A 22,482-nucleotide genomic window follows, 5' to 3' on the forward strand; every position below is an offset into this window, starting at 1 on the left:
ATACAATATAGCCTGTGCTATATCTGTATGTAATGCAGTCACCCTTCACGGATCGAAGGGATCAAAAATCAGGAGGTCTCATGAACGAATTCAAGAGGTGTATGAACGTGTTTACCCACTCTCCCTTTAAAGTACGCCTGATGCTGTTGAACATGCTGTGCGATATGTTTAACAACAAACCCCCGCATCAGGACGACAAACCTTCCCACTAAGCGGCGTTGCGGTACGCCGCTTCATTTTTCCGTCACAAACCCTCTGTACACTGGCTTTCAGCCGCCCTATTCCCGATCTTTTTTACGGATTTGCAATCCCCTTCGCAAAACATCTGCTTAGCAACTGTTGCTATTATTTAGCGCTCGCACTATCTTCTTGCAGCCCTGCACAATTTGCGGCTCGCTGAAGCGGACCCTCATTCCCTCTCCACGCACTGTCAGGCAGGTTATGACCCTTGACGCCAGGGTGAGCACATGGCGTTTTTATCCATGATAGTGACCTATGAATTTAACCCTGATAGACACCGTTGTTACCCGTAGCCGGGCCTTAAGCCCGTGGACGGGATTTTACTTTTTGCAGTCATTACTGATTAACTTTGCGCTGGGCTATCCCTTTAGCCTGCTCTATGCCGTGGCCTTTACCTGCATATTGCATGTGCTGTGGCGAACGGCTCCGCGCGCGCAAAAAACGTTAGTCGGAATCTGTTCTCTGGTCGCTGCACTCTATTTCCCGTTTGGTCAGGCTTACGGCTCGCCGAACTTTAATACCCTGCTGGCGCTGCACTCGACCAATATGGAAGAGTCGACAGAGATCCTGACGATCTTCCCCTGGTACAGCTACGTGGTCGGCCTCTTTATCTTTGCCCTTGGCGTGATAGCCGTTCGCCGTAAAGCGGAAGAGAAAAAAACGTGGGGAAAAATTGAGCACCTGTGCCTGGCGTTCAGCGTGTTGGCATTCTTTGTCGCACCAGTACAAAACCTGGCCTGGGGTGGGGTATTCAAGCTGAAGGATACCGGCTATCCGGTGTTCCGATTTGTGAAAGACGTCGTCGTTAACAATAAAGAGGTGCTCGACGAACAGGCACGTATGGCTGAGCTTTCAAATATGAAAGACACCTGGAACGTGCTGGCCGTGAAGCCCAAATATCACACCTATGTGGTGGTGATTGGTGAAAGTGCACGTCGCGACGCCATGGGAGCATTTGGCGGACACTGGGACAACACACCGTTCGCCAGTTCGGTCAAAGGCACCCTGTTTACCGATTATGTTGCGGCCAGCGGCTCAACGCAGAAATCTCTCGGCCTGACGCTGAACCGGGTGGTCGATGACAAACCCCAGTTTCAGGATAACTTTGTTACCCTGGCGAACCGCGCAGGTTTCCAGACCTGGTGGTTCTCCAATCAGGGACAAATTGGCGAATACGATACGGCCATTGCCAGTATCGCCAGACGCGCCGACGAAGTGCAGTTCCTGAAGAACGGTGATTTTGAAGCGGACAAGAACACGAAAGATGAAGCGTTGCTGAAAATGACGGCGCAGGTCTTTGCCTCTCCGCGTACCCAGCCGCAGCTGATTGTTCTGCACCTGATGGGGTCTCACCCGCAGGCCTGCGATCGGACCGGCGGTAAATACGCAGAGTTTGTGCAATCCAAAGAGACCTCATGCTATCTCTACACCATGACGCAAACCGACGACCTGCTGAGCAAACTGTACGAGCAGTTACGCAATACGGGTGACAGTTTCTCGATGGTCTACTTCTCGGATCACGGGCTGGCGTTTAAAGAGCGCGGTAAAGAGGTGCAGTATCTGGCGCACGACGATAAGTTCCAGCAGAACTTCCAGGTACCGTTTATGGTTGTGTCGAGTGATGATAAAACGCATCGCATTATTAAAGCGCGGCGTTCGGCCAATGATTTCCTGACCTTCTTCTCGCAGTGGACGGGGATTTCGGCACAGCAGATAAAAAATGCGTACCCGTTTGTCTCTAACAAGAAGGCTCCCCCAGTTTACATTACCAACTTCAAGTTACAGAAAGTTGACTATAACCATCTGGGAACCGATATCTTCGATATTAAGAGTAAATAATCCGGGCAATCTGCTACCCTCTCCTGCAAGGCGAGGGATTAACGTAAAAAAAAATCCGCCACATTGGGCGGATTTTTTACTGGCTCACCGAAGTGATTAGAAGCGGTAACCTACGCCCGCGATCCAGGTGCCAACGTCAACGTTGCGGATACGGCTCTGCTCATAAGAGAAGTCCAGAGCGACGTCCTGGATTGGGTTGAACTGCAGACCCGCGCCATAGGAGAAGCCGTAGTCGCTGTTGCTTGCAGTGCGGTTCAGACCCTGGTTTTCGGTCTGCTGGAATTTACCGTAGCCAACACCTACAACACCGTAGATGCTTGCCCAGTCGTTCAGACGGTAAGCTGGACCAGCGGTGATGCCGTAGTACTGGCCTTTGTTGTATGCGCCGTTTTCAGAACGATCTTTCTCGGTGTAGGTGAAAGAACCGATCACGCCCAGTGGGTTGTTATCCTGCTCGTAACGATACTTCAGGTTGAAACCGTTAGCTTTGTTCATCACGCCCTGCATATCGCTCTGAGCGTAACCACCAGTTACAGTAGAAGTAGCAGCTACAGCGGTACCTGCGGAAACAGCCAGTACAGCGGCCAGTGCTGAAAGACATGCAATTTTTTTCATAACCACCTCAAATGTGCTTCAAGTAAGTCCGTAAGTTTTAAATATATCAAAAAAATTTGCGAAACTCTTTGTGATTCGTGATGTCTAACTGAACCTTTCCTGTAACAGAACGTTTCCAGCGTCAGCTATCTCATTCAAATCACATACAATTTTCGCTATAAAACGCTCATACTGCGCGCCTGCGCCGTTACATTCATCCAGATTATTCCTAATCTGACAGGCGATAAATCCACCAGCGCTTAACCATTTTACGGAATTTACACGTTTTTTTTTCAACGGTCTCTCAACCGTTGCAGCTTATTTCCTTTACACTGCAACCTTTACTTCATTTGACATAAGTTGACAGGAGAAAGGATGCCTGGGTTATCCCGCTCGTCGTCGGTCTGGTTGCCGGTTGTCGTCATACTCATCGCCATGTTGTCCATTCAAAGCGGTGCCTCGCTGGCTAAATCCCTCTTTCCGCTGGTCGGCGCGCCTGGGGTCACGGCCCTGCGTATTGCCCTCGGAACCGCGATCCTGGTGGTGATTTTCAAACCCTGGCGTTTACGCTTTAAAAAAGAACAACGCTTACCGCTGCTTTTTTACGGGCTGTCCCTGGGAGCGATGAACTACATGTTCTATCTCTCCATCCAGACAATTCCGTTGGGGATTGCCGTGGCACTGGAGTTTACTGGCCCGCTGGCGGTAGCGCTTTTCTCGTCCCGTCGTCCCGTTGACTTTATCTGGGTAATTTTAGCCGTTCTTGGCCTGTGGTTCCTGCTGCCGCTGGGCCAGAGCGTCTCAGAGATCGATCTCACGGGCGCGGCGCTGGCTCTGGGGGCGGGTGCCTGCTGGGCTATCTATATAGTGACCGGACAGCGCGCCGGGGAAGAGCATGGCCCGGCGACGGTGGCAATCGGTTCATTGATTGCCGCTATCATCTTTGTGCCGGTGGGTATGGCTCAGGCCACCGAGTCCATCTGGCAATGGTCAGTCATGCCCATCGGGCTGGCGGTCGCCATTCTTTCCACAGCACTCCCCTACTCTTTAGAGATGATAGCCCTTACGCGCCTGCCGACGCGCATTTTCGGCACGCTAATGAGCATGGAGCCCGCGCTCGCCGCCCTGTCAGGGATGGTCTTCCTCGGGGAAACCCTGACCTTCACCCAGACGCTGGCCCTGTGTTCGATTATCGCCGCCTCAATGGGCTCAACGCTAACGATGCGCCCGGAACCTAAAGTTGAGAAAATTGACCTCAATTAGCGCCCTATATTCTGCGTGGCTTTATAGCCATGCAGAATAAAGGCCAGTTTCCCGTTTAAAATATTTTTTTACATACTTTGCACTCTTCGTGAAATATTTCCCCCGCTGTCGATAACGTTTTCCTGAATTAGGATTGATCTGCATCAATTTTAAATAATCCCTTTAATTTCATACCATTGTAAACACAACGTCCTTCTCGCTATTAAACTGATAGGCAGAGCCTCCCCGCAGGGAAAAAATCCGGTGCTATACTTAATCCCGAAATTACCTGGGACACAAACATCAAGAGGATATGAGATTATGAGTACCGCTAAACTGGTGAAAACGAAAGCGTCTAATCTGCTTTATACCCGTAACGATGTATCGGATAGCGACAAAAAAGCGACCATTGAGTTGCTGAATCGCCAGGTGATCCAGTTCATCGATCTTTCGCTGATCACCAAACAGGCCCACTGGAATATGCGCGGTGCAAACTTTATTGCCGTTCATGAAATGCTGGATGGCTTCCGCACAGCACTGGTTACCCACCTCGATACCATGGCCGAACGTGCCGTACAGTTAGGCGGTGTGGCACTGGGTACCACGCAGGTGATTAACAGTAAGACGCCACTGAAAAGTTATCCGCTGGATATCCATACCGTTCAGGATCACCTGAAAGAGCTGGCAGACCGCTATGCGATAGTGGCTAATGATGTGCGTAAAGCTATCGGCGAAGCGAAAGACGAAGATACAGCCGATATCTTCACCGCCGCTTCCCGCGACCTGGACCAGTTCCTGTGGTTCATTGAGTCCAACATCGAATAATTCATAAGAATTTCCTATACAACCCTCGCCCTCCGGTGAGGGTTTTGCACATCTATGGTGCACGTTTTTGGCCTGAGACGCTGCAAAAGTGAAAAAATTGTAATAATCACCTCACACAACCGTTAACGGAAGATTGTTTTTTCGTCAGAATTTACGCTAAATAACGCTTCGTCTGTTGAGCCAAATGACGCGCACCAAAACGGTGCTCCACTTTGGTGCAATAAAAGTTCATTGCCCCGTTTTCTGTGCAATGCATGACATCATCCCCTTTGTAAAACAACAACTTGTAAAGTTGGCACGATTTTTTCATTGTGCCACTCGTTCTCGCAGGGGATCGCCCCGTGGATATAAAAGGAAATGCTATGAAGTCTGTATTAAAAGTTTCACTGGCTGCACTTACCCTGGCTTTTGCGGTCTCTTCCCAGGCTGCCGACAAACTGGTTGTGGCGACCGACACGGCGTTCGTTCCGTTTGAATTCAAACAGGGTGATAAGTACGTTGGCTTTGATGTTGATCTGTGGGCTGCTATCGCAAAAGAACTCAAACTGGATTACACCCTGAAGCCAATGGACTTCAGCGGCATCATCCCGGCACTGCAAACGAAAAACGTTGATCTGGCCCTGGCCGGTATCACCATTACTGAAGAACGTAAAAAAGCGATCGACTTCTCTGACGGCTACTACAAAAGCGGCCTGCTGGTGATGGTGAAAGCCGATAATAACGATGTAAAAAGCGTGAAAGACCTCGACGGTAAAGTCGTCGCGGTGAAAGGCGGTACCGGTTCTGTTGATTACGCGAAAGCAAACATCAAAACCAAAGACCTGCGTCAGTTCCCGAACATCGATAACGCCTACATGGAGCTGGGTACCAACCGTGCTGACGCAGTGCTGCACGATACCCCTAACATCCTGTACTTCATCAAAACGGCGGGCAACGGCAAGTTCAAAGCCGTCGGTGATTCTCTGGAAGCCCAGCAGTACGGTATTGCGTTCCCGAAAGGCAGCGACGACCTGCGTACGAAAGTTAACGGCGCGCTGAAAACCCTGAAAGAGAACGGCACCTACAACGAAATCTATAAAAAATGGTTCGGTACCGAGCCTAAATAATAATTCTTAAAAATGACGTTCACTCGGGGGCGACCTTTCGCCCCTGCTATTTTAGAAACACGGTAACAGTAACAGGAAACTATCATGCAGTTTGACTGGAGCGCCATCTGGCCTGCCATTCCTATCTTGCTTGAAGGCGCTAAAATGACCCTGTGGATTTCGGTCCTCGGTCTGGTTGGTGGGTTGATTATCGGTCTTGTCGCCGGTTTCGCCCGCACCTATGGCGGCTGGATTGCAAACCACATCGCACTGGTTTTCATCGAAGTGATCCGCGGCACCCCAATTGTCGTTCAGGTCATGTTCATCTACTTCGCCCTGCCAATGGCTTTCACCGACCTGCGCATTGACCCGTTCAGCGCCGCTGTCGTGACCATTATGATCAACTCAGGTGCCTATATCGCGGAAATTACCCGTGGTGCGGTCCTGTCGATTCATAAAGGTTTCAGTGAAGCGGGTCTGGCGTTAGGCCTTTCTCGTCGCGAAACGATCCGCCACGTCATTCTGCCGTTGGCCCTGCGCCGCATGCTGCCACCGCTGGGGAACCAGTGGATCATCAGTATTAAGGATACGTCGCTGTTCATCGTTATCGGCGTTGCTGAGCTGACCCGTCAGGGCCAGGAGATCATTGCGGGCAACTTCCGTGCGCTGGAAATCTGGAGTGCGGTAGCCGTTGTCTACCTGATCATCACTCTGGTTCTGAGTTTCGTTCTGCGTCGTCTTGAAAGAAGGATGAAAATCCTGTGATTGAATTTAAAAACGTTTCCAAGCACTTTGGCCCAACCCAGGTGCTGCACAATATCGATCTGAACATCAAACAGGGTGAAGTGGTGGTCATTATCGGGCCATCCGGTTCCGGTAAATCGACTCTGCTGCGCTGCATCAACAAGCTGGAAGAGATCACCAGCGGCGATCTGATTGTCGATGGCCTGAAGGTGAATGACCCGAAAGTCGACGACCGTCTGATTCGTCAGGAAGCCGGCATGGTGTTCCAGCAGTTCTACCTGTTCCCGCACCTGACGGCGCTGGAAAACGTTATGTTTGGTCCACTGCGCGTACGTGGTGCCAGCAAAGCGGCGGCGGAAACGCTGGCTAAAGATCTGCTGGCTAAAGTCGGCCTCGCGGAACGTGCTCATCACTACCCATCTGAGTTGTCCGGTGGACAGCAGCAGCGTGTGGCTATCGCCCGCGCACTGGCGGTAAAACCGAAGATGATGCTGTTTGATGAGCCAACCTCGGCGCTTGACCCGGAACTGCGTCACGAAGTGCTGAAAGTCATGCAGGATCTGGCTGAAGAAGGGATGACGATGGTTATCGTGACCCACGAAATCGGCTTTGCTGAGAAAGTGGCTTCCCGCCTGATCTTTATTGATAAGGGCCGTATCGCTGAAGACGGTAACCCACAAGCGCTGATCGCCAATCCACCGAGCCAGCGCCTGCAGGAGTTCCTGCAGCACGTCTCCTGATAGCGCTTCAGCTACGCCATTCTGAGCCGGGCATGCCCGGCTTTTTTACGCCAGATTGTTCCCAAAAATCCTCCCGCGCGCCTCGCCCTCTATACTTATCTTTTTGTTCATTATTTTCACCGGAGGATGCCGTGCCGTGGATCTTGCTGTTTCTTAGCCTGTTTTGTGCGCCATCGTTCGCCGTTTCCATCCCCGGCGTCACCACCGGCACGACCGCCACACAGCAAACGACACCGCCCCCAGAGCCGGATGTTGAACAGAAAAAAGCCGCCTACAGTGCCCTTGCCGATGTGCTTGAAAACGATACCTCCCGGCAGGAGTTAATCGGACAGTTGCGAAAAGTCGCCGCCACGCCGCCGCAGGAACCGGTGCCGACAATTACCCCTCCGCAAGTGGAAGAACAAAAAACGGTGCTGGAAAATGTCACCGACGTGAGCCGTCACTATGGAAGCGAGCTCTCCTCGCGCTTTGCCCAGCTCTATCGCAACCTGATTGGTTCGCCCCATAAACCGTTTAATCCCCATACGTTTACGACAGCCGCCACGCAGTTTTTGATGCTGGCGGGCGCTGTATTTCTGTTTTACTGGCTGGTACGCCTGTGCGCATGGCCGCTCTACCGTAAGATGGGGCAATGGGGGCGCAAGAAGAACCAGCAGAAAAGCAGCTGGTTACACCTGCCGCTGATGATAGCGTCGGCGTTTATCATCGATTTACTGCTGCTGGCGCTGACGCTGTTTATGGGCCAGGTCCTGGCCGACAGGCTTAACGCCGGCAATAAAACCATCGCTTTCCAGCAGGCGCTCTTCCTTAACGCCTTTGCGCTGATCGAGTTCTTTAAGGCGCTGCTGCGTTTGATATTTTGCCCGCACGTACCGGATCTTCGTCCCTTCTCGATTCGGGATGAGAGCGCCAGATACTGGGCGCTGCGCCTCAGCGTGCTCAGTGGATTGATTGGTTACGGTCTGCTGGTTGCCGTGCCGATCATCTCCAACCAGGTCAACGTGCAGTTTGGCGCCCTGGCGAATGTACTGATTATGATCTGCATTACCGTCTGGGCGTTGTACCTTATCTTCCATAACAAAAAGACCATTACCCAAAGCTTGCTGCATCTGGCCGATCGTTCCCTGTCGTTTTTCAGTCTCTTTATCCGCGCCTTCGCGCTGGTGTGGCACTGGCTGGCGAGCGCCTACTTTATCGTGTTGTGCTTCTTCTCGCTGTTCGACCCGGGCAACAGCCTGAAATTTATGATGGGGGCGACGTTCAAGAGCCTGGCCATCATTGGCATTGCGGCATTTGTCTCTGGCCTGCTGTCGCGCTGGCTATCGAAAACCTTCACCCTCTCGCCACAGGTGCAGCGCAGTTATCCGGAACTGCAAAAAAGGGTCAACGGCTGGATCTCGGTATCACTGAAAGTGGCGCGCATTCTCACCGTCTGCGTGGCGATTATGCTGTTGCTTAACGCATGGGGATTGTTTGACTTCTGGAACTGGCTGCACAACGGCGCGGGTGAAAAGACCGTCGATATTTTAATTCGCATCGCGCTGATCCTCTTCTTCTCTGCGGTTGGCTGGACGTTGCTGGCGAGCCTTATCGAGAACCGTCTGGTCTCCGACATTCACGGCCGCCCCCTGCCCAGCGCCCGTGCCCGCACCCTGCTGACGCTGTTTCGCAATGCGCTGGCGGTTATTATCAGCACCATTACCATCATGATTGTGCTCTCGGAAATCGGCGTGAACATCGCGCCACTGCTGGCAGGTGCCGGCGCGCTGGGGTTGGCTATCTCCTTTGGTTCGCAAACCCTGGTGAAGGATATAATCACTGGCGTCTTTATCCAGTTTGAGAACGGGATGAACACCGGGGATCTGGTCACGATTGGGCCGTTAACCGGCACGGTAGAGCGCATGTCCATTCGCTCCGTCGGCGTGCGCCAGGACACCGGGGCGTACCACATAATTCCCTGGTCATCGATAACCACCTTCGCTAACTTTGTCCGAGGCATTGGCTCGGTAGTGGCCAACTACGACGTTGACCGTCATGAAGATGCAGATAAAGCGAAACAGGCGCTACGGGACGCCGTGGAAGAGATGATGGCGATGGAGGATATTCGCGGGCTGGTGATTGGAGAGCCGTCGTTTGCCGGTATTGTCGGCCTGACGAACACGGCATTTACCCTGCGCGTGTCGTTCACCACGCAGCCACTGAAGCAGTGGACGGTGCGCTTTGCGCTCGACAGTATGGTGAAAAAACACTTTGACCTGGCCGCGGTGCGGATGCCGGTGCAGACCTATCAGGTATTGCCCTCACCGGTGTCCCCCACACCGCCACAGGAGCCCACCTTATAGCGTGGGGACCGGGTAACGGCGTCGCCTTACCCGGCCTGCCTGTGGGTTATTTACTGCGCTTGTTAGCGTCCATAAATGACCAGGCGATAAAGCGGCTCTGCTTCTGGCCTTGCGCCATCTCTTTTTTCACCACGTTAACGGCACCCACATCGGTCAGTGCACGGTAGAGGGGGGGCAGGTTATCCCCACGGGATACCAGCGTCGTGAACCATTTAACCTGACGGCCAAATACTTTACTTTCCTCAATCATTCGCAGGATGAATGCCACTTCTCCCCCCTCGCACCACAGTTCCTGTTGCTGCCCCCCAAAGTTCAGCGCGGCATCTTCCGCCTGACCAAGATTGCGGCGTTTGCGCTCGCTGCCCGCACGGGCGGTGGCCGCGGAGTCATGGAACGGTGGGTTACACAGGGTGGCATCGTAGCTTTCGTTCTTGTGGATAATCCTGTTGAAGATCGATGCGGCATCTTTCTGCCGACGCAAGCGGACAGACCGGCTTAACCCAGGGTTGGCGTTGATAATCGCCTGTGCGCTGGAAAACGCCTCATTACCGATTTCACTGCCGGTAAAGCGCCAGTGATATTCATGAACGCCAATCAACGGATAAATCAGGTTCGCCCCGGTACCGATATCAAGCACGGATGCTTGCTCAGGGATGACACCGTTGCGATCGTCAGCGAGAAGATCGGCAAGATGGTGGAGATAATCGGCCCGCCCCGGCACGGGTGGGCAGAGAAAGCCTTCCGGAATATCCCAGTGCGCCACACCGTAATAGTGTGCCAGCAGGGCTTTATTGAGCATTTTAACCGCCTGCGGATCGGCAAAGTTGACCGAAGGTTCACCGGCAGGTGTCTGCACAATGTAGTCCTGCAGCGAAGGACAGCTCTGACACAACGCATTCATGTCATAGCGGTTACGATGGCGATTTCGTGGGTGCAATCCCGGCTTTTGGGAAGTCATGGCTTTCTCCTTTAAACAGCGGCGTAAGATACCCTTTGCAGGCTCAACGGTAAATATTTCTCTGCGACGCTCAAAAACCCGTCATAAATCAAACACCTTTATGTCTATGATCTGTCAGTAAAACGTCAATTTTTATCGTTCAAAAAATAAGCAGATCATCATCAAATTTTTGCGCTAAATCACACTCGCCAGGCTTCTAAACTTAAAGGGAATCACCTGTTGTTTCCTCATGAGGATGTGATTATGAAAAAATACCTGACCCTTGTTGTTCTCGCGGGTGCACTGGCTACCGCGTCATTCTCTGCCATGGCGGTACAGTCATTGACCGACAATACAGATACCAGCCAGCTTAAGCCTGCGGGCACCGTCTCGGTAAGCCGCGCAAGTAACCTTGACGATCTCCAGAATAAACTCGCCGAAAAAGCCCGCCAGGAAGGGGCTAAAGGTTTCGTGGTTAACGCCGCGGGCGGGGATAACCATATGTATGGCACGGCGACCATTTATAAATAACGTCTCTTTCTATAAACAAACTGCATCTGCCTGACAGATGCAGTTCCTCTCTGCCTTGACTGCACGTTTTTTCACCCCATAGTAAAAACAAGGTTTAACAGAACCCAGGAGTAAACCATGGCTTCCGGTTGGGCAAATGATGACGCCGTTAACGAACAAATCAACAGTACAATTGAAGATGCGGTTGCGCGCGCTCGCGGTGAAATTCCGTGCGGTGAAAGCCTCTATGAATGTGAAGAGTGCGGAGAAGTGATCCCGGAAGCGCGGCGCAAAGCCATACCGGGCGTGCGGTTATGCATCGCCTGCCAGCAGGAGAAAGATTCGAAAAATAGCGCGCACTCAGGATATAATCGCAGAGGATCGAAAGACAGCCAGCTACGTTGACTTTCCTTTACCGAAGTTAACGGCGCAAGCGGTTACCTTTACGCTCACGGTTTTTTGCGAACCGCGTAGCAAAATGTGCCCTTCTCGTCGCTTCTGTAAAGCGCAGCTACAAGAAGTGTAAAGTCGTCCTCTGAATTTATTAATATTCAATAAGTTATTTGTCATTCAATTTTTTTGAGCAACCACGTCAATTCTCTTCGATTTTCTCTCGCATAAAAAAACGTGATACTTATCACATCGACGGAACATCGTCCCCTTAACAGAATCACCTGCGAGAGATTAATTATGAAAACCATCAAATATGCTGTTGCTGCTGTTGCCCTGTCCGCTCTGTCTTTCGGCGCTTTTGCTGCAGAACCTGTGTCTCCATCTCAGGCGCAGAGCATGAACAAACTCGGTGTGGTAAGTGCTGAAGGCGCGACCACTCTGGACGGTCTGGAAGCGAAACTGGCTGAGAAAGCTGCTGCTGCCGGTGCAAGCGGATACACCATCACCTCCGCGAACACCAATAACAAACTGAGCGGTACTGCGGTTATCTATAAGTAATTGACTGAATGCTCCACCCTCGCCATACCCTCTGGTGAGCTGCTCCAACCCTCATTGACCCTGTTGTTGTTACCCTTGCTTGCCCGTCCGCCACTGGACGGGCTTTTTTTTGGGCTTAAAACGTCTTCCCGACGCGTTCCATCCCTGCCTCTACGGATTCAACTTCACCGGTCGCCAGCAGGCAACAGGCCATCTGCAGCTTGATCGCGTGCGGCACCGGAACCTTTCCGGCCAGGCACTGCTCAATCCAGTGGGCGGTGGTATGCGGATCTTTTGCGTCAGGCAGGATCGCGTCGGAACGCTCTTCCCCTCGCTCGAGAATGGCGCGCGTGCCAGCGGAATCAATCAGCATCATCTGTGGGCAGCGCTGCGGGTTAGCATAAACCTCGCCTTCCGTGCCGTGCATCAACAAGGCCCTGCCGCCTATGTCTTCAAAGAATTTCCCCACGCGCGTCACGTACTCCGGGTGAGAGACGCTGGAAAGACGCAGAGCCGCGTCTTCGCCAAACGGCGTAGCCAGTTTCGCCAGCGTATGCGCGCTGTTACGCACGCCCATGCGCCAGCGCATATCCAGCTGCTTCTCCAGCGGGGGGCAAAGGGCTCCGACAGGGATATAAACCGGCTGATGGCCATCAAGCTTCGCCTGTGCCTGGCCGGCATGCCGTGTGGGTTCGATACCCAGCATGCCGAAAATCGTTTCGGTCAGCACGCGGGTTGGATCTTCGCTTACACCATGCACCACCACTGGGAAGCCCAGCTTGTGCAATAAAATAGCGAGCAGCGGCGTCAGGTTGGCCTGCTTGCGTGCCCCGTTATAGCTCGGGATCACAATCGGCATCGGTTTTGCCACTGGCGCGTTTAAGCGCAGGGTCTGCGCCTGCATTGCTTCGTAGAAGCCACGCATCTCCGCTTCGCCTTCTCCTTTGATACGCAGCGCTATCAGGATACCGCCCATTTCAAGGTCGGGTACGTCACCGTTGAGCATATGCGTATAGAGCGCACGAGCGGTTTCATGGTCCAGATCGCGGGCATGATTTTTCCCTCGTCCTACCTCTTTGATAATTTTGCGATAATCCACGACATCTCTCCTGACAGCTTCATCTTGTTAACAATATAGCCCTGAAGAACGTCTGGCCGTTAGTGTTTTTGAACCGGATCATCCTTCTGTTTTTATGACGAAAAAAGAAACTCAAGCACTATTTCAATTATTTGTGATTGCCGTTGAAGATTCTTACCCCACCCGTTTCTGATTAAATAACCAACGGAAAATCATTTAAGGTCAACGGTGAAAACGTCCAGGCAACGTTCTCACCAGAAACATACCAGGATTTGTTATGAACAAGGTTGCTATAGGTTTATTTATCGCCGCAACGGCAGGATGTTCTGCATCCGCATTTGCGGCAACAAACGGTGAAGGTCAGATTAACTTCACCGGTGAAATTATTGATTCTGCTTGTCAGGTAGTGAACGGGTTAAGTAATCCATTAAATGTTCAGTTAGGCAAAGTGTCTAAAACGGTATTTACCGGGGCTGGATCTACCAGCACATTAACCAAGTTTGATATTCAATTAAAGAATTGCCCGGAGACCGTGACTTCCGCCGCCATTAACTTCGGCGGCACGCCGGATCCGGATAACAACACTACGCTTGCATTAACGCCGGATGTAGATGCTGCAACAGGTGTCGCTATTCAGCTGGTGGACGCGTCTGAGCAACCGGTGAGTCTGTATACGCCCTCTCAGCAATATCCGTTAGCCTCCGGTACGGCGGTCAATAACCTGGAGTTTGGAGCCCGTTATATTCAGACCCAGGCCGCAATCACCGCAGGCCTGGCAAACGCCGTGTCGACCTTCACCGTTATTTATAACTGATATTATCCATTCTGAGATATTAGCTCTGTTCTGGGAGTTAATATCTCTTCTTTTATTGAGATACCTTTATGCGCCACGGTTATTTACTGAGTGCTCTTTTACTGGTAGCCGCCACTTCCCATGCCGGTGTCGTTATTAATGGCACACGCCTGGTCTATCAGGGCGACAAAAAGGAGTCGTCTCTGGGTCTTTCAAACCCAGATGCCACGGATTATCTGGTACAGTCCTGGGTTGATTCTGGCGGTAAAAACCCGGCTAAAGCCCCCTTCCTGATCACCCCACCGCTGTTTCGTCTCGATGCAAAAGAGGATAACGTCCTGCGTGTCGTGCGTACCGGCGGAAATTTGCCCGAGGATCGTGAGTCTCTCTACTGGCTTAATATCAAAGCTATTCCCTCGTCAAAGCACGTCGAAGGGGTAAATACCCTGCAGATTGCCATTAATACACGCATTAAATTGTTGTATCGCCCGTCAGCAATAACTGGCAAACCCGAGGCTGTGGCGGACAAGCTTCAGTGGCATCGTGAAGGTCACGACCTGGTTGTGAATAACCCGACGCCTTTCTATATGAATTTCCAGACGGTGATGCTTAACGGCCATAAAGTGGATAAAGCCACCTGGGCAGTCCCCAAAACGGAAACGCACTTTGCCTTACCCGATAATGCCAGCGGGTCGACCGTCACCTACTCCGTTATTACTGATTACGGCAGCATCAGTCAGACCTGGTCGGCATCCGTTCATTAACACCCACTCAGGCTATTAATATCATCATGTACAGCCATAAAAAGCCGTTCATCCATCGCCTTTCTTCAATGCTGGTCATTTTATGTGGCCTGGCACTGGCGATCTTTGCGCAGCAGGTTATGGCTGATGATTATTTCAACCCGGCATTACTGGATATTGATAATCCTCAACAGGGGAAAACCGACCTGTCTGTTTATGAAAAAGGACCGGGACAAGCCCCCGGGAAATATCAGGTCAATATTTTCATCAACAATAATAAAATTGATACCCGTGATGTCACGTTCAAATTAATAAAAGACGCTCAGGGCAATCATTCTCTTCAACCCTGCTTTAGCCTGGATGAGCTAAAAAATCTTGGGATCAAAACCCGGCAGTATCCCGCGCTGATGGCGAAAGGCCAGTGCGCCGATATAAACGCCATTCCCGCGGCATCCGCAACGTTTCAGGTTCGTCATCAGCAACTGTTGCTCAGTATTCCACAAACGGCGCTGGGCCAGGTCCCACGCGGGTATATCGACCCGAAAACGTTCGACGAAGGGATCACCGCAGGTCTGCTGAACTACAGCGCCACCGCCAGCCAGAGCCATGCCCGTGTACAGGGAGAGCAGGATAACAGCAGCCAGTACGTTAACCTGCGCCCGGGCCTCAATGTGGGCGCCTGGCGCATACGCAATTATTCCACGTGGAATCGCAGCACAACGGGCAACGAGGAAGAGCACAGGTTCTCCTCCGTCTACACCTATGCTCAACGCGATATCGTGGCGATGAAAAGCGATATGACCGTCGGGCAAAGCACCTCCCCGTCGGACGTTTTCGACAGCGTGCCCTCTACCGGGGTTGAGCTGAAATCCGATACCGACATGCTCCCGGACAGTGAAAAAGGCTATGCGCCGATTATTCGCGGCACTGCCCACAGTAATGCGCTGGTGATGGTTCGTCAGAACGGTTACGTCATTTATCAGAACACGGTCGCACCCGGTGCGTTTGAAATTAACGATCTCTATCCCACCGGCAGCAGCGGCGATCTGCAGGTCACCGTGAAAGAGACCGACGGCAGCGAAAGTCACTTTGTCGTGCCCTACGCCTCGGTCCCGGTACTGCAGCGTGAAAAGAATCTCCGCTACAGCGTGACCGCCGGGCGTTACCGGTCTTACGACAAGGACGTCGAACAAACTCCGTTTGCCCAGGGCAGCGCCATCTACGGCATGCCATTGGGTTTCACCGCCTACGGTGGTGCGCAGCAGAGTCGCCATTATCAGTCCCGGGCGCTGGGCGTCGGGAAAAACCTGGGCGATTTGGGTGCTTTCTCCCTTGATGTCACCCGCGCCAAAGCGCTGCTGAAAAAACAGCAGACCAGCAAAGGCCGATCCTGGCGCGTTCGCTACAGCAAAGATTTTGTCGCTTCGGGCACTCACTTCTCCCTGGCGGGCTATCGCTACAACAGCAAAGGGTTTTACACCCTGGAAGACACGATGGAGTCTTACACCCGTTCAGACAACGGGTCTGCGCCGCAGCAGCGACGTGCCCGAACGGAAGCCACCGTCGACCAGACGCTGCCCGCGGGCTGGGGCTCTGTCACCCTGAGCCTGGTCAAAGAGACCTACTGGAGCCAGAGCCAGGATATGACCTCCATGAGCGTCAGCTACAACAACAGCTGGCACGGCGTCAGCTACAGCCTGAGCTACAGCATGAACAAAAACACCCAGGACAGCGATGCGAACGGTGACGATGTGATGAACGACAACCAGTTCTCGCTAAACGTCTCCGTTCCACTGGATCGCTGGATGCATAACACCTGGGCCACCTACAACCTCAACAACACCAAAGACGGTACGACGCAGAACATCGGCCTTAACGGTACCGCGCTGAACGGAGACAACCTCAACTGGAATATTCAGGAGGGGCTGAGCAGCACCGGTAGCGGAAACTCCACCAGCATGAACGCCGATTATAAAGCGACCTATGGCGAAGTGAGCGGCGGGGTAAGCCAGGATAAATATCAGCAAACCGTAAACGTCGGGCTGCAGGGTGGCGCGATCGTGCACGCCAACGGGATAACCCTGAGCCAGCCGCTCGGAGAGACCATTGCGCTGGTGAAAGCACCGGGAACACACGGTACCCATATCGCCAATCAGACGGGCGTTGAGACCGACTTCCGCGGCTATACCGTCGTGCCGTTTGTTACCCCTTATCGCCACAATACCATTGCGCTGGATACCGAAACCCTGCCCGACGAGGCCGACGTGACGCACGCAGCGTACGTTGTTACCCCGACACGCGGGGCCGTGGTGCGCGCCAGCTTTAATACCCGCGTGGGCAGCCGCGTGCTGATGACGCTGACGCACAACGGTAAACCGCTGCCCTTCGGTGCGACGGTAACAACGGAGGATAAGGACAGCGAATTTATTGTCGGCAATGACGGCCAGACCTATCTCTCCGGCCTGCCAAAGCAAGGGCATCTCGCCGTCACCTGGGGACAGGATGCGAGCGAGCACTGCGAGGCCGACTACGCCCTTACGGATGAGACAGAGAAAACCAACATCCTTAACGCTGCTGCGCAGTGCCACTGATTCACCGTTAGGCAAACCATTATGCAAATGATTAAACAGTGCTTTTTCTTCCTGGTCCTGGGAACCGCCGCGTTATTTATGCCTCATGCTAACGCGCTCTGTACCTCATCCGATCTGCCAAAACAGATTAATGTGACCTCCGTATCCGTCTCGAGCACGTTGCCGGTAGGTGCCACCATTCCGGGCACCGAGCAGACCGTTCACGTGGCGGGCAACTGCTATAACCCTTCTGACTTCGGGCTTCCGATTGTTGCGTGCTATTACGGCGCAGGTCTGGAGATCCCCGGTCTTTCTGGGGTGTATGAATCAGGGCTGGAAGGAATTGGCGTAGCGCTGATGAATGACAAAGGCCAGCGAATTACCGGTGCCGGGGGAATTTACTGTAATTCAAGCGGCACGCCGCTGGGCTATGTCTCCAACGACATTTCTGAGTCCTTTAACTTTAATGTCACGCTGGAACTGGTGAAAACGAGCAATACGGTCAAATCAGGTTCGCTTTCTCAGGCGGAGTCTAAATTTGGTGTCGGGGTTTATCAGCATGAAGGCATCAGCGATCCTAATACGATTTCCTATGCGGGCAATGTGAATCTCGAAACGGTTACCTGCTCTGTCCTGCCTAAAAATCTCACCGTGAACCTGGGCGATTTTCCCGTCAGTGATTTTATCAGTATTGGGTTGCTATCCAGCCCTGCACAAAACTTTGACGTCACGATTAATTGCGACAGCACCGTCCAGCCTGAGCTAAAGGTGACCAGCGCAAACGGCTACGAAACGGCATTCGAAGGGGTGATCAAATTGACTCAGCAGAACGGCATGGCAACCGGCGTGGGCGTGAGAATGCTCTTTGATGACCATCTCGCCACCTTTGACACCTATGTCAGCACCCGAAGCCAGGCCATCGCCAGCGAAACCCTGCGAATACCGTTCGAGGTTCGTTACGAACAGGTCAGCAACGTGGTGACACCGGGGCCGGCCAATACCGTGGCGACTATCACTCTGGCTTATAAGTGACCAACATGAAAAAGACACTTGCGATCCTGATTCTCGGCTTGATTGCCCGGGCACAGGCGGACGATATTCAGATCCAGATGACTGGCAATATTTACGCCAACACCTGCATTATTGACAGCGCCAGCCGCAACCTGACGGTGGATTTAGGCCAGGCGGTATCAGGGGATTTTAAAAATGTGGGCGATACCGGCGCGTGGAAAGACTTTACGCTCTCGGTCTCACATTGCCCTCCCACACTTGCGCTGGCGACCGCCTTTTTCTATGGTCAGGCCGACAGTACGCACCCGACAAAATTCGCCAATATCGGCAGTGCGAAAGGGTTGGCTCTGGAACTGGCAGACCGCCAGGACAATATACTCATTGCCCCACAGGCAGCCTTTAACGTTCCGGTTAACTCAGCGGACCACACGGCAACGTTTCCTCTGGCTGCCCGCTATTATGCCAGCGCATTGCCCGTCACCGCCGGCACGTTTAATAGCGTGGTCCAGGTAACCTTTACTTACCAGTAGGCCCGCGCCCCTTCGTACGGATGCTTTTACGCCGTCCGGCGGCAGGTTTTGCCGGACGTTTTTTAACGTCGGGCACGTCCGGCTGTTCAATCGGAAAAACAGGCAGAGCGTTGAGTAACCGCTGGCCGTAGTTTTTGGTGAGCAGACGTTTGTCATAAATCACCACCTCTCCCCAGCAGCTGTGGCTACGGATGAGACGCCCCACCTGCTGAATCAGATTAAACGACGCCGCGGGTAAGCTTTGGACCTCGAACGGATAGCGATTGAGGCTTTTGAGCCATTCACCTTCGGTGATGACGACCGGGCTGTCGATGGGCGGGAAGGCGATTTTATGGATATGCACCTGCGTCAGGTAATCCCCCTTCAGATCCAGCCCCTCCGCGAATGACTGCAGCCCGATCAGCACGCTACGTTCCCCGTTATCAATGCGTTTGCGGTGCAGCTCTACCAGCCGGTAGCGGGGCTGATCGCCCTGCACCAGCAACAGTAATCGCAGGTCGGTAACGTGCTCCAGAAAACGCTGCATCGCCCTTCCACTGGCAAACAGGACCAGCATGCCGGGATATTTTTCACTCTCCAGCTGCTCGCGGAAATACGCTGCCATTTCAGCAATGTGCTGTTCTTCGTTGTCGATAAGCGGCTCATACTTCATGCGCGGAATGACCAGCTTGCCCTGTTCACAGTGGTTAAACGGCGAATCCAGCGCCACAAAACGATCGCCAGCTTTCTCTTTCAGCCCGCTCATCTCTTGTAAACGGGAGAAACTGTTCAGGGAACGCAACGTCGCGGAAGTCACTACCACGTGCGGCACGCTGCGCCAGATAAGCTTTTCCAGCTGATCGGCAACACGAATCCCCACGCAGTGGAAAAACAGGTGCGCCTGTCCGTCTTTCACGTCACGGGTTGCCCATTTGGTGACCGGCGCACCGGACGCCTGCGCCATCGAGGCCAGACGCCAGAGCTTGCTCTGGGCTTCGAACATGCCCAACGCACGGTTCATCTGCAGCAGAATGCGGTGCAAACGCACCACGTCGTGGGTACCGGTTTTCTCACTGAGATCGTTTAAGAACATCTCCGCCAGCCCGCGCAGCTTTTCAAGGTGCTTCGCCAGCTGCTGGCAGATCTCCATCACCTCGTCGGGCAGCTCTCCCATCGCAAAGCGATGCTCTGCTTCCTGGGTCGCCGGGAGATAAAGATTGAGAATGTTATTCAGGGAAGCAATAAGGCTGTAGACCGCTTCGCAATGTTCGCTCAGCCGCTCGGGCACCGCCAGCGGCGGCGTGGTTTTCGGGCGGAACTGCTCCATGCAGGTCGCCACCAGCTTGCAGAACAGATCCAGCTGCAGGCGGAACCACGGCGCGGTGATTTCGGCGCTCATCTCCAGCGCATCCCGCGCCACATCCGGCAAATGGTGGCCTTCATCGAGCACCAGCAGCAGGTTTTTAGGCTCCGGCAGGACGGCCTCACTCTCCAGCGCGGCCATGACCAGCGCGTGGTTAGCGACAACCACCTCCGCTTCCTGAATCTCCCGCCGTGCGACAAAGAACGGGCACTCGCGGTAGTAGTGGCAGTTGCGGTTAAGGCAACTGGCTTTATCGGTGCTGAGCCTGCGCCACAAATCATCGCTGATGGCATGGCTGGTGTGATCGCGAAGGCCGTCCCACTTATAGCTGTCGAGCTCGGTTTTTAGCTTCGCGCACTGCTCCTGTTCCGCTTTGTTGTTCGGCGTCAGTTCATCATCCAGGAAGGCCAGCAGATCCTGCTGAGAGGGCTCACTGCTGGCGAGAGCCGCGAGATTGCGCGGACACACATAACGCCCGCGGCCAAAGGCGGCTGTAAATCGCAGTTCAGGGATGATTTTGCGCAGCAGCGGCAGGTCTTTGCTGAAGATTTGATCCTGCAGGGCCACGTTAGCGGTGCTGACCACCAGCGTTTTTTGCTCTTCCCGCGCGATGGCAATGCCCGGGATTAAATACGAAAGGGTTTTCCCGACACCCGTCGGGGCTTCAATCGCCAGATGTCGTCCGTCGTCCCCGGAGAGCGTTTTTGCCACATCAGCAATCATCTGCCGCTGAGGCGCTCGGGGGATAAAATCGGGGATCTGCTGTTGTAGCGCCTTATACCAGGCGCCAATTTGCGCTTTGAGCGCCGCGGTTAAAGCCATCGGAGGACCTGAAATACTGTATAAACAGCCACTATTGTGGCACTTTCTTTCCGCTGCCGCAAAAGAAAAGCCCGGCTTTACGACCGGGCTTCCAGACTACTGCGGGTTAGCAGGTTTACGCGGGCGGCGTCGGCGCTGCCCTTCCCCTGCCGGTTTCCCCTCGCCGCTACGCCATGGGCTTTCACCGCCTGGCTTAGCCTCTGTATTACGACGCGGAGGTTTGCCCGCGGCTTTCGGTGCACCGCCTTCAGAACGACGCGGCTGCTGACTGCGCCCCCCGCCACCCTGACCACGACCACCGCCGCCGCCCTGACGGCCATTCTGAATAGGCTCCGCCTTGATGGACGGGTCTACGTCATAGCCCGGGGTTTCGATACGCGGGATCTCTTTTCTCAGCAGACGTTCGATATCACGCAGCAGTTTGTGTTCATCCACACACACCAGCGAGAGCGCTTCACCGGTTGCCGCCGCTCGACCGGTACGACCGATACGGTGAACATAGTCTTCCGGTACGTTTGGCAACTCGTAGTTGACGACGTGCGGCAGCTCTTCAATGTCCAGACCGCGGGCAGCAATGTCGGTGGCAACCAGGACGCGAATGTCACCGGATTTAAATTCAGCCAGCGCGCGGGTACGTGCCCCCTGGCTTTTGTTGCCGTGGATCGCCGCGCTGCGGATACCGTCTTTATTCAGCTGCTCCGCCAGATGGTTAGCACCGTGCTTGGTACGGGTAAAGACCAGCACCTGCTGCCAGTTGCCCTGACCAATCATATGGGAGAGCAGTTCCCGCTTACGCTTTTTATCAACGAAGTGCACGTGCTGGGTAATTTGCTCAGAGGCGGTGTTGCGGCGCGCCACTTCCACTTCCAGCGGGTTATGCAGCAGTTTTTCCGCCAGCGCCTTGATCTCATCAGAGAAGGTGGCAGAGAACAGCAGGTTCTGACGACGCGGTGGCAGCTTAGCCAGCACGCGACGAATGTCATGGATAAAGCCCATATCCAGCATGCGGTCAGCTTCGTCCAGCACCAGGATTTCGATGCTATCAAGCTTCAGGGCATTCTGGTGCTCAAGATCCAACAGACGACCCGGCGTTGCCACCAGCACGTCCACGCCACCACGCAGCTTCATCATCTGCGGGTTAATGCTTACTCCACCGAAAACCACCAGCGAGCGAATGTTGAGATAGCGGCTGTACTCACGCACGTTCTCACCAATCTGGGCCGCCAGCTCACGCGTTGGGGTGAGGATCAGGGCACGCACCGGACGACGTCCTTTGGCGTGCGGCTGATTTTTTACCAGCAGCTCTAACAGCGGCAGGGTAAAACCCGCGGTCTTACCGGTACCGGTCTGGGCGCTGGCCATCAGGTCGCGGCCCTGCAGAACGGCCGGAATAGCCTGCTGCTGGATTGGGGTTGGCTCGACGTAGCCCTGCTCTGCGATAGCGCGCAAAATTTCAGGGTTCAGGCCAAGGGAATCAAAAGACATAAAAACTCCGAACCGCCCCGACCATCACAGGTGTAGTTTTCAGGGAGATATAACGAATAGGGAAGGACAAAAACCACAAT

The 22,482-nt window shown here is 53.6% G+C and carries 21 protein-coding genes; 16 read left to right on the plus strand and 5 right to left on the minus strand.

Annotated features, from left to right (window positions below):
* Positions 1-80: 80 nt before the first annotated feature.
* Positions 81-212: a manganase accumulation protein MntS gene (gene mntS / locus BJ887_RS15160; RefSeq protein WP_020884908.1), complete on the plus strand. Its 132-nt coding sequence runs from the start codon at positions 81-83 to the stop codon at positions 210-212.
* 283 nt (positions 213-495) lie between these two features.
* Positions 496-2,079, plus strand: a complete 1,584-nt coding sequence (locus BJ887_RS15165) for a phosphoethanolamine transferase (RefSeq protein WP_121340070.1) — start codon at positions 496-498, stop codon at positions 2,077-2,079.
* Positions 2,080-2,175: 96 nt separating this feature from the next.
* On the opposite strand, the gene ompX is transcribed toward BJ887_RS15165, so the two are convergent.
* Positions 2,176-2,694 carry an outer membrane protein OmpX gene (gene ompX / locus BJ887_RS15170; RefSeq protein ID WP_020884910.1) on the minus strand — a complete coding sequence of 173 codons (519 nt, stop codon included), beginning with the start codon at positions 2,692-2,694 and terminating at the stop codon, positions 2,176-2,178.
* 354 nt (positions 2,695-3,048) lie between these two features.
* Here ompX and rhtA point away from each other — a divergent pair, with 354 nt between their 5' ends.
* From rhtA to ybiO, 6 genes are all read left to right on the plus strand, one after another.
* A complete protein-coding gene (gene rhtA / locus BJ887_RS15175) occupies positions 3,049-3,936 on the plus strand; it encodes a threonine/homoserine exporter RhtA (RefSeq protein ID WP_020884911.1) in 888 nt (295 codons plus the stop codon).
* 300 nt (positions 3,937-4,236) lie between these two features.
* Positions 4,237-4,740 (plus strand): DNA starvation/stationary phase protection protein Dps, encoded by a 504-nt coding sequence (gene dps, locus BJ887_RS15180; protein WP_010428924.1) that lies wholly within the window; start codon positions 4,237-4,239, stop codon positions 4,738-4,740.
* Positions 4,741-5,102: 362 nt separating this feature from the next.
* Entirely contained in the window at positions 5,103-5,846 is a 744-nt protein-coding gene (gene glnH, locus BJ887_RS15185) for a glutamine ABC transporter substrate-binding protein GlnH (RefSeq protein WP_014883108.1), read from the plus strand.
* A gap of 84 nt (positions 5,847-5,930) precedes the next feature.
* Positions 5,931-6,590 (plus strand): glutamine ABC transporter permease GlnP, encoded by a 660-nt coding sequence (glnP, locus tag BJ887_RS15190; RefSeq protein ID WP_014169254.1) that lies wholly within the window; start codon positions 5,931-5,933, stop codon positions 6,588-6,590.
* Positions 6,587-7,309, plus strand: coding sequence for a glutamine ABC transporter ATP-binding protein GlnQ (gene glnQ, locus BJ887_RS15195; protein ID WP_014169252.1), 723 nt, complete (start codon positions 6,587-6,589; stop codon positions 7,307-7,309). Before glnP ends, glnQ begins: the two co-directional genes overlap by 4 nt.
* A gap of 131 nt (positions 7,310-7,440) precedes the next feature.
* Positions 7,441-9,651, plus strand: coding sequence for a mechanosensitive channel protein (gene ybiO, locus BJ887_RS15200; protein WP_121340071.1), 2,211 nt, complete (start codon positions 7,441-7,443; stop codon positions 9,649-9,651).
* Positions 9,652-9,697: 46 nt separating this feature from the next.
* Here ybiO and rlmF read toward each other — a convergent pair whose 3' ends face one another.
* Complete coding sequence (rlmF, locus tag BJ887_RS15205) at positions 9,698-10,609, minus strand: 23S rRNA (adenine(1618)-N(6))-methyltransferase RlmF (RefSeq protein ID WP_229216851.1); 912 nt, start codon at positions 10,607-10,609, stop codon at positions 9,698-9,700.
* A gap of 243 nt (positions 10,610-10,852) precedes the next feature.
* Here rlmF and mcbA point away from each other — a divergent pair, with 243 nt between their 5' ends.
* The 3 genes from mcbA (at position 10,853) to ybiJ (ending at position 12,049) form a co-directional block, all read left to right on the plus strand.
* Positions 10,853-11,119: a DUF1471 family periplasmic protein McbA gene (mcbA, locus tag BJ887_RS15210; RefSeq protein ID WP_032677729.1), complete on the plus strand. Its 267-nt coding sequence runs from the start codon at positions 10,853-10,855 to the stop codon at positions 11,117-11,119.
* A 117-nt stretch (positions 11,120-11,236) separates the two neighbouring features.
* Positions 11,237-11,503, plus strand: a complete 267-nt coding sequence (locus BJ887_RS15215) for a DksA/TraR family C4-type zinc finger protein (protein ID WP_121340073.1) — start codon at positions 11,237-11,239, stop codon at positions 11,501-11,503.
* Positions 11,504-11,788: 285 nt separating this feature from the next.
* Entirely contained in the window at positions 11,789-12,049 is a 261-nt protein-coding gene (gene ybiJ, locus BJ887_RS15220; protein ID WP_020884917.1) for a DUF1471 family protein YbiJ, read from the plus strand.
* A 115-nt stretch (positions 12,050-12,164) separates the two neighbouring features.
* On the opposite strand, the gene ybiB is transcribed toward ybiJ, so the two are convergent.
* Positions 12,165-13,127 carry a DNA-binding protein YbiB gene (gene ybiB / locus BJ887_RS15225; protein ID WP_032677728.1) on the minus strand — a complete coding sequence of 321 codons (963 nt, stop codon included), beginning with the start codon at positions 13,125-13,127 and terminating at the stop codon, positions 12,165-12,167.
* 256 nt (positions 13,128-13,383) lie between these two features.
* Here ybiB and BJ887_RS15230 point away from each other — a divergent pair, with 256 nt between their 5' ends.
* The 5 genes from BJ887_RS15230 (at position 13,384) to BJ887_RS15250 (ending at position 18,753) form a co-directional block, all read left to right on the plus strand.
* The gene (locus BJ887_RS15230; protein ID WP_014169244.1) at positions 13,384-13,920 is read left to right on the plus strand and encodes a fimbrial protein; all 537 of its coding nucleotides are present in this window, start codon (positions 13,384-13,386) and stop codon (positions 13,918-13,920) included.
* A gap of 68 nt (positions 13,921-13,988) precedes the next feature.
* Positions 13,989-14,663: a molecular chaperone gene (locus BJ887_RS15235; protein WP_059305587.1), complete on the plus strand. Its 675-nt coding sequence runs from the start codon at positions 13,989-13,991 to the stop codon at positions 14,661-14,663.
* 26 nt (positions 14,664-14,689) lie between these two features.
* Complete coding sequence (locus tag BJ887_RS15240) at positions 14,690-17,233, plus strand: fimbria/pilus outer membrane usher protein (RefSeq protein ID WP_229216852.1); 2,544 nt, start codon at positions 14,690-14,692, stop codon at positions 17,231-17,233.
* A 21-nt stretch (positions 17,234-17,254) separates the two neighbouring features.
* Positions 17,255-18,244 (plus strand): fimbrial protein, encoded by a 990-nt coding sequence (locus BJ887_RS15245; protein ID WP_121340074.1) that lies wholly within the window; start codon positions 17,255-17,257, stop codon positions 18,242-18,244.
* A gap of 5 nt (positions 18,245-18,249) precedes the next feature.
* Positions 18,250-18,753, plus strand: a complete 504-nt coding sequence (locus BJ887_RS15250) for a fimbrial protein (protein ID WP_025204629.1) — start codon at positions 18,250-18,252, stop codon at positions 18,751-18,753.
* Here the strand turns inward: BJ887_RS15250 and dinG are convergent.
* Positions 18,740-20,917: an ATP-dependent DNA helicase DinG gene (dinG, locus tag BJ887_RS15255; RefSeq protein WP_032681388.1), complete on the minus strand. Its 2,178-nt coding sequence runs from the start codon at positions 20,915-20,917 to the stop codon at positions 18,740-18,742. The two genes, BJ887_RS15250 and dinG, sit on opposite strands and share 14 nt — an antisense overlap.
* 96 nt (positions 20,918-21,013) lie before the next feature.
* On the minus strand, positions 21,014-22,402 hold the full coding sequence (gene rhlE, locus BJ887_RS15260; RefSeq protein WP_020884924.1) for an ATP-dependent RNA helicase RhlE: 1,389 nt from the start codon (positions 22,400-22,402) through the stop codon (positions 21,014-21,016).
* Positions 22,403-22,482 lie beyond the last annotated feature (80 nt).

The organism is Enterobacter sp. WPR_3_1 (assembly GCF_003635055.1).
Classification (GTDB): Bacteria; Pseudomonadota; Gammaproteobacteria; order Enterobacterales; family Enterobacteriaceae; genus Enterobacter; species Enterobacter ludwigii.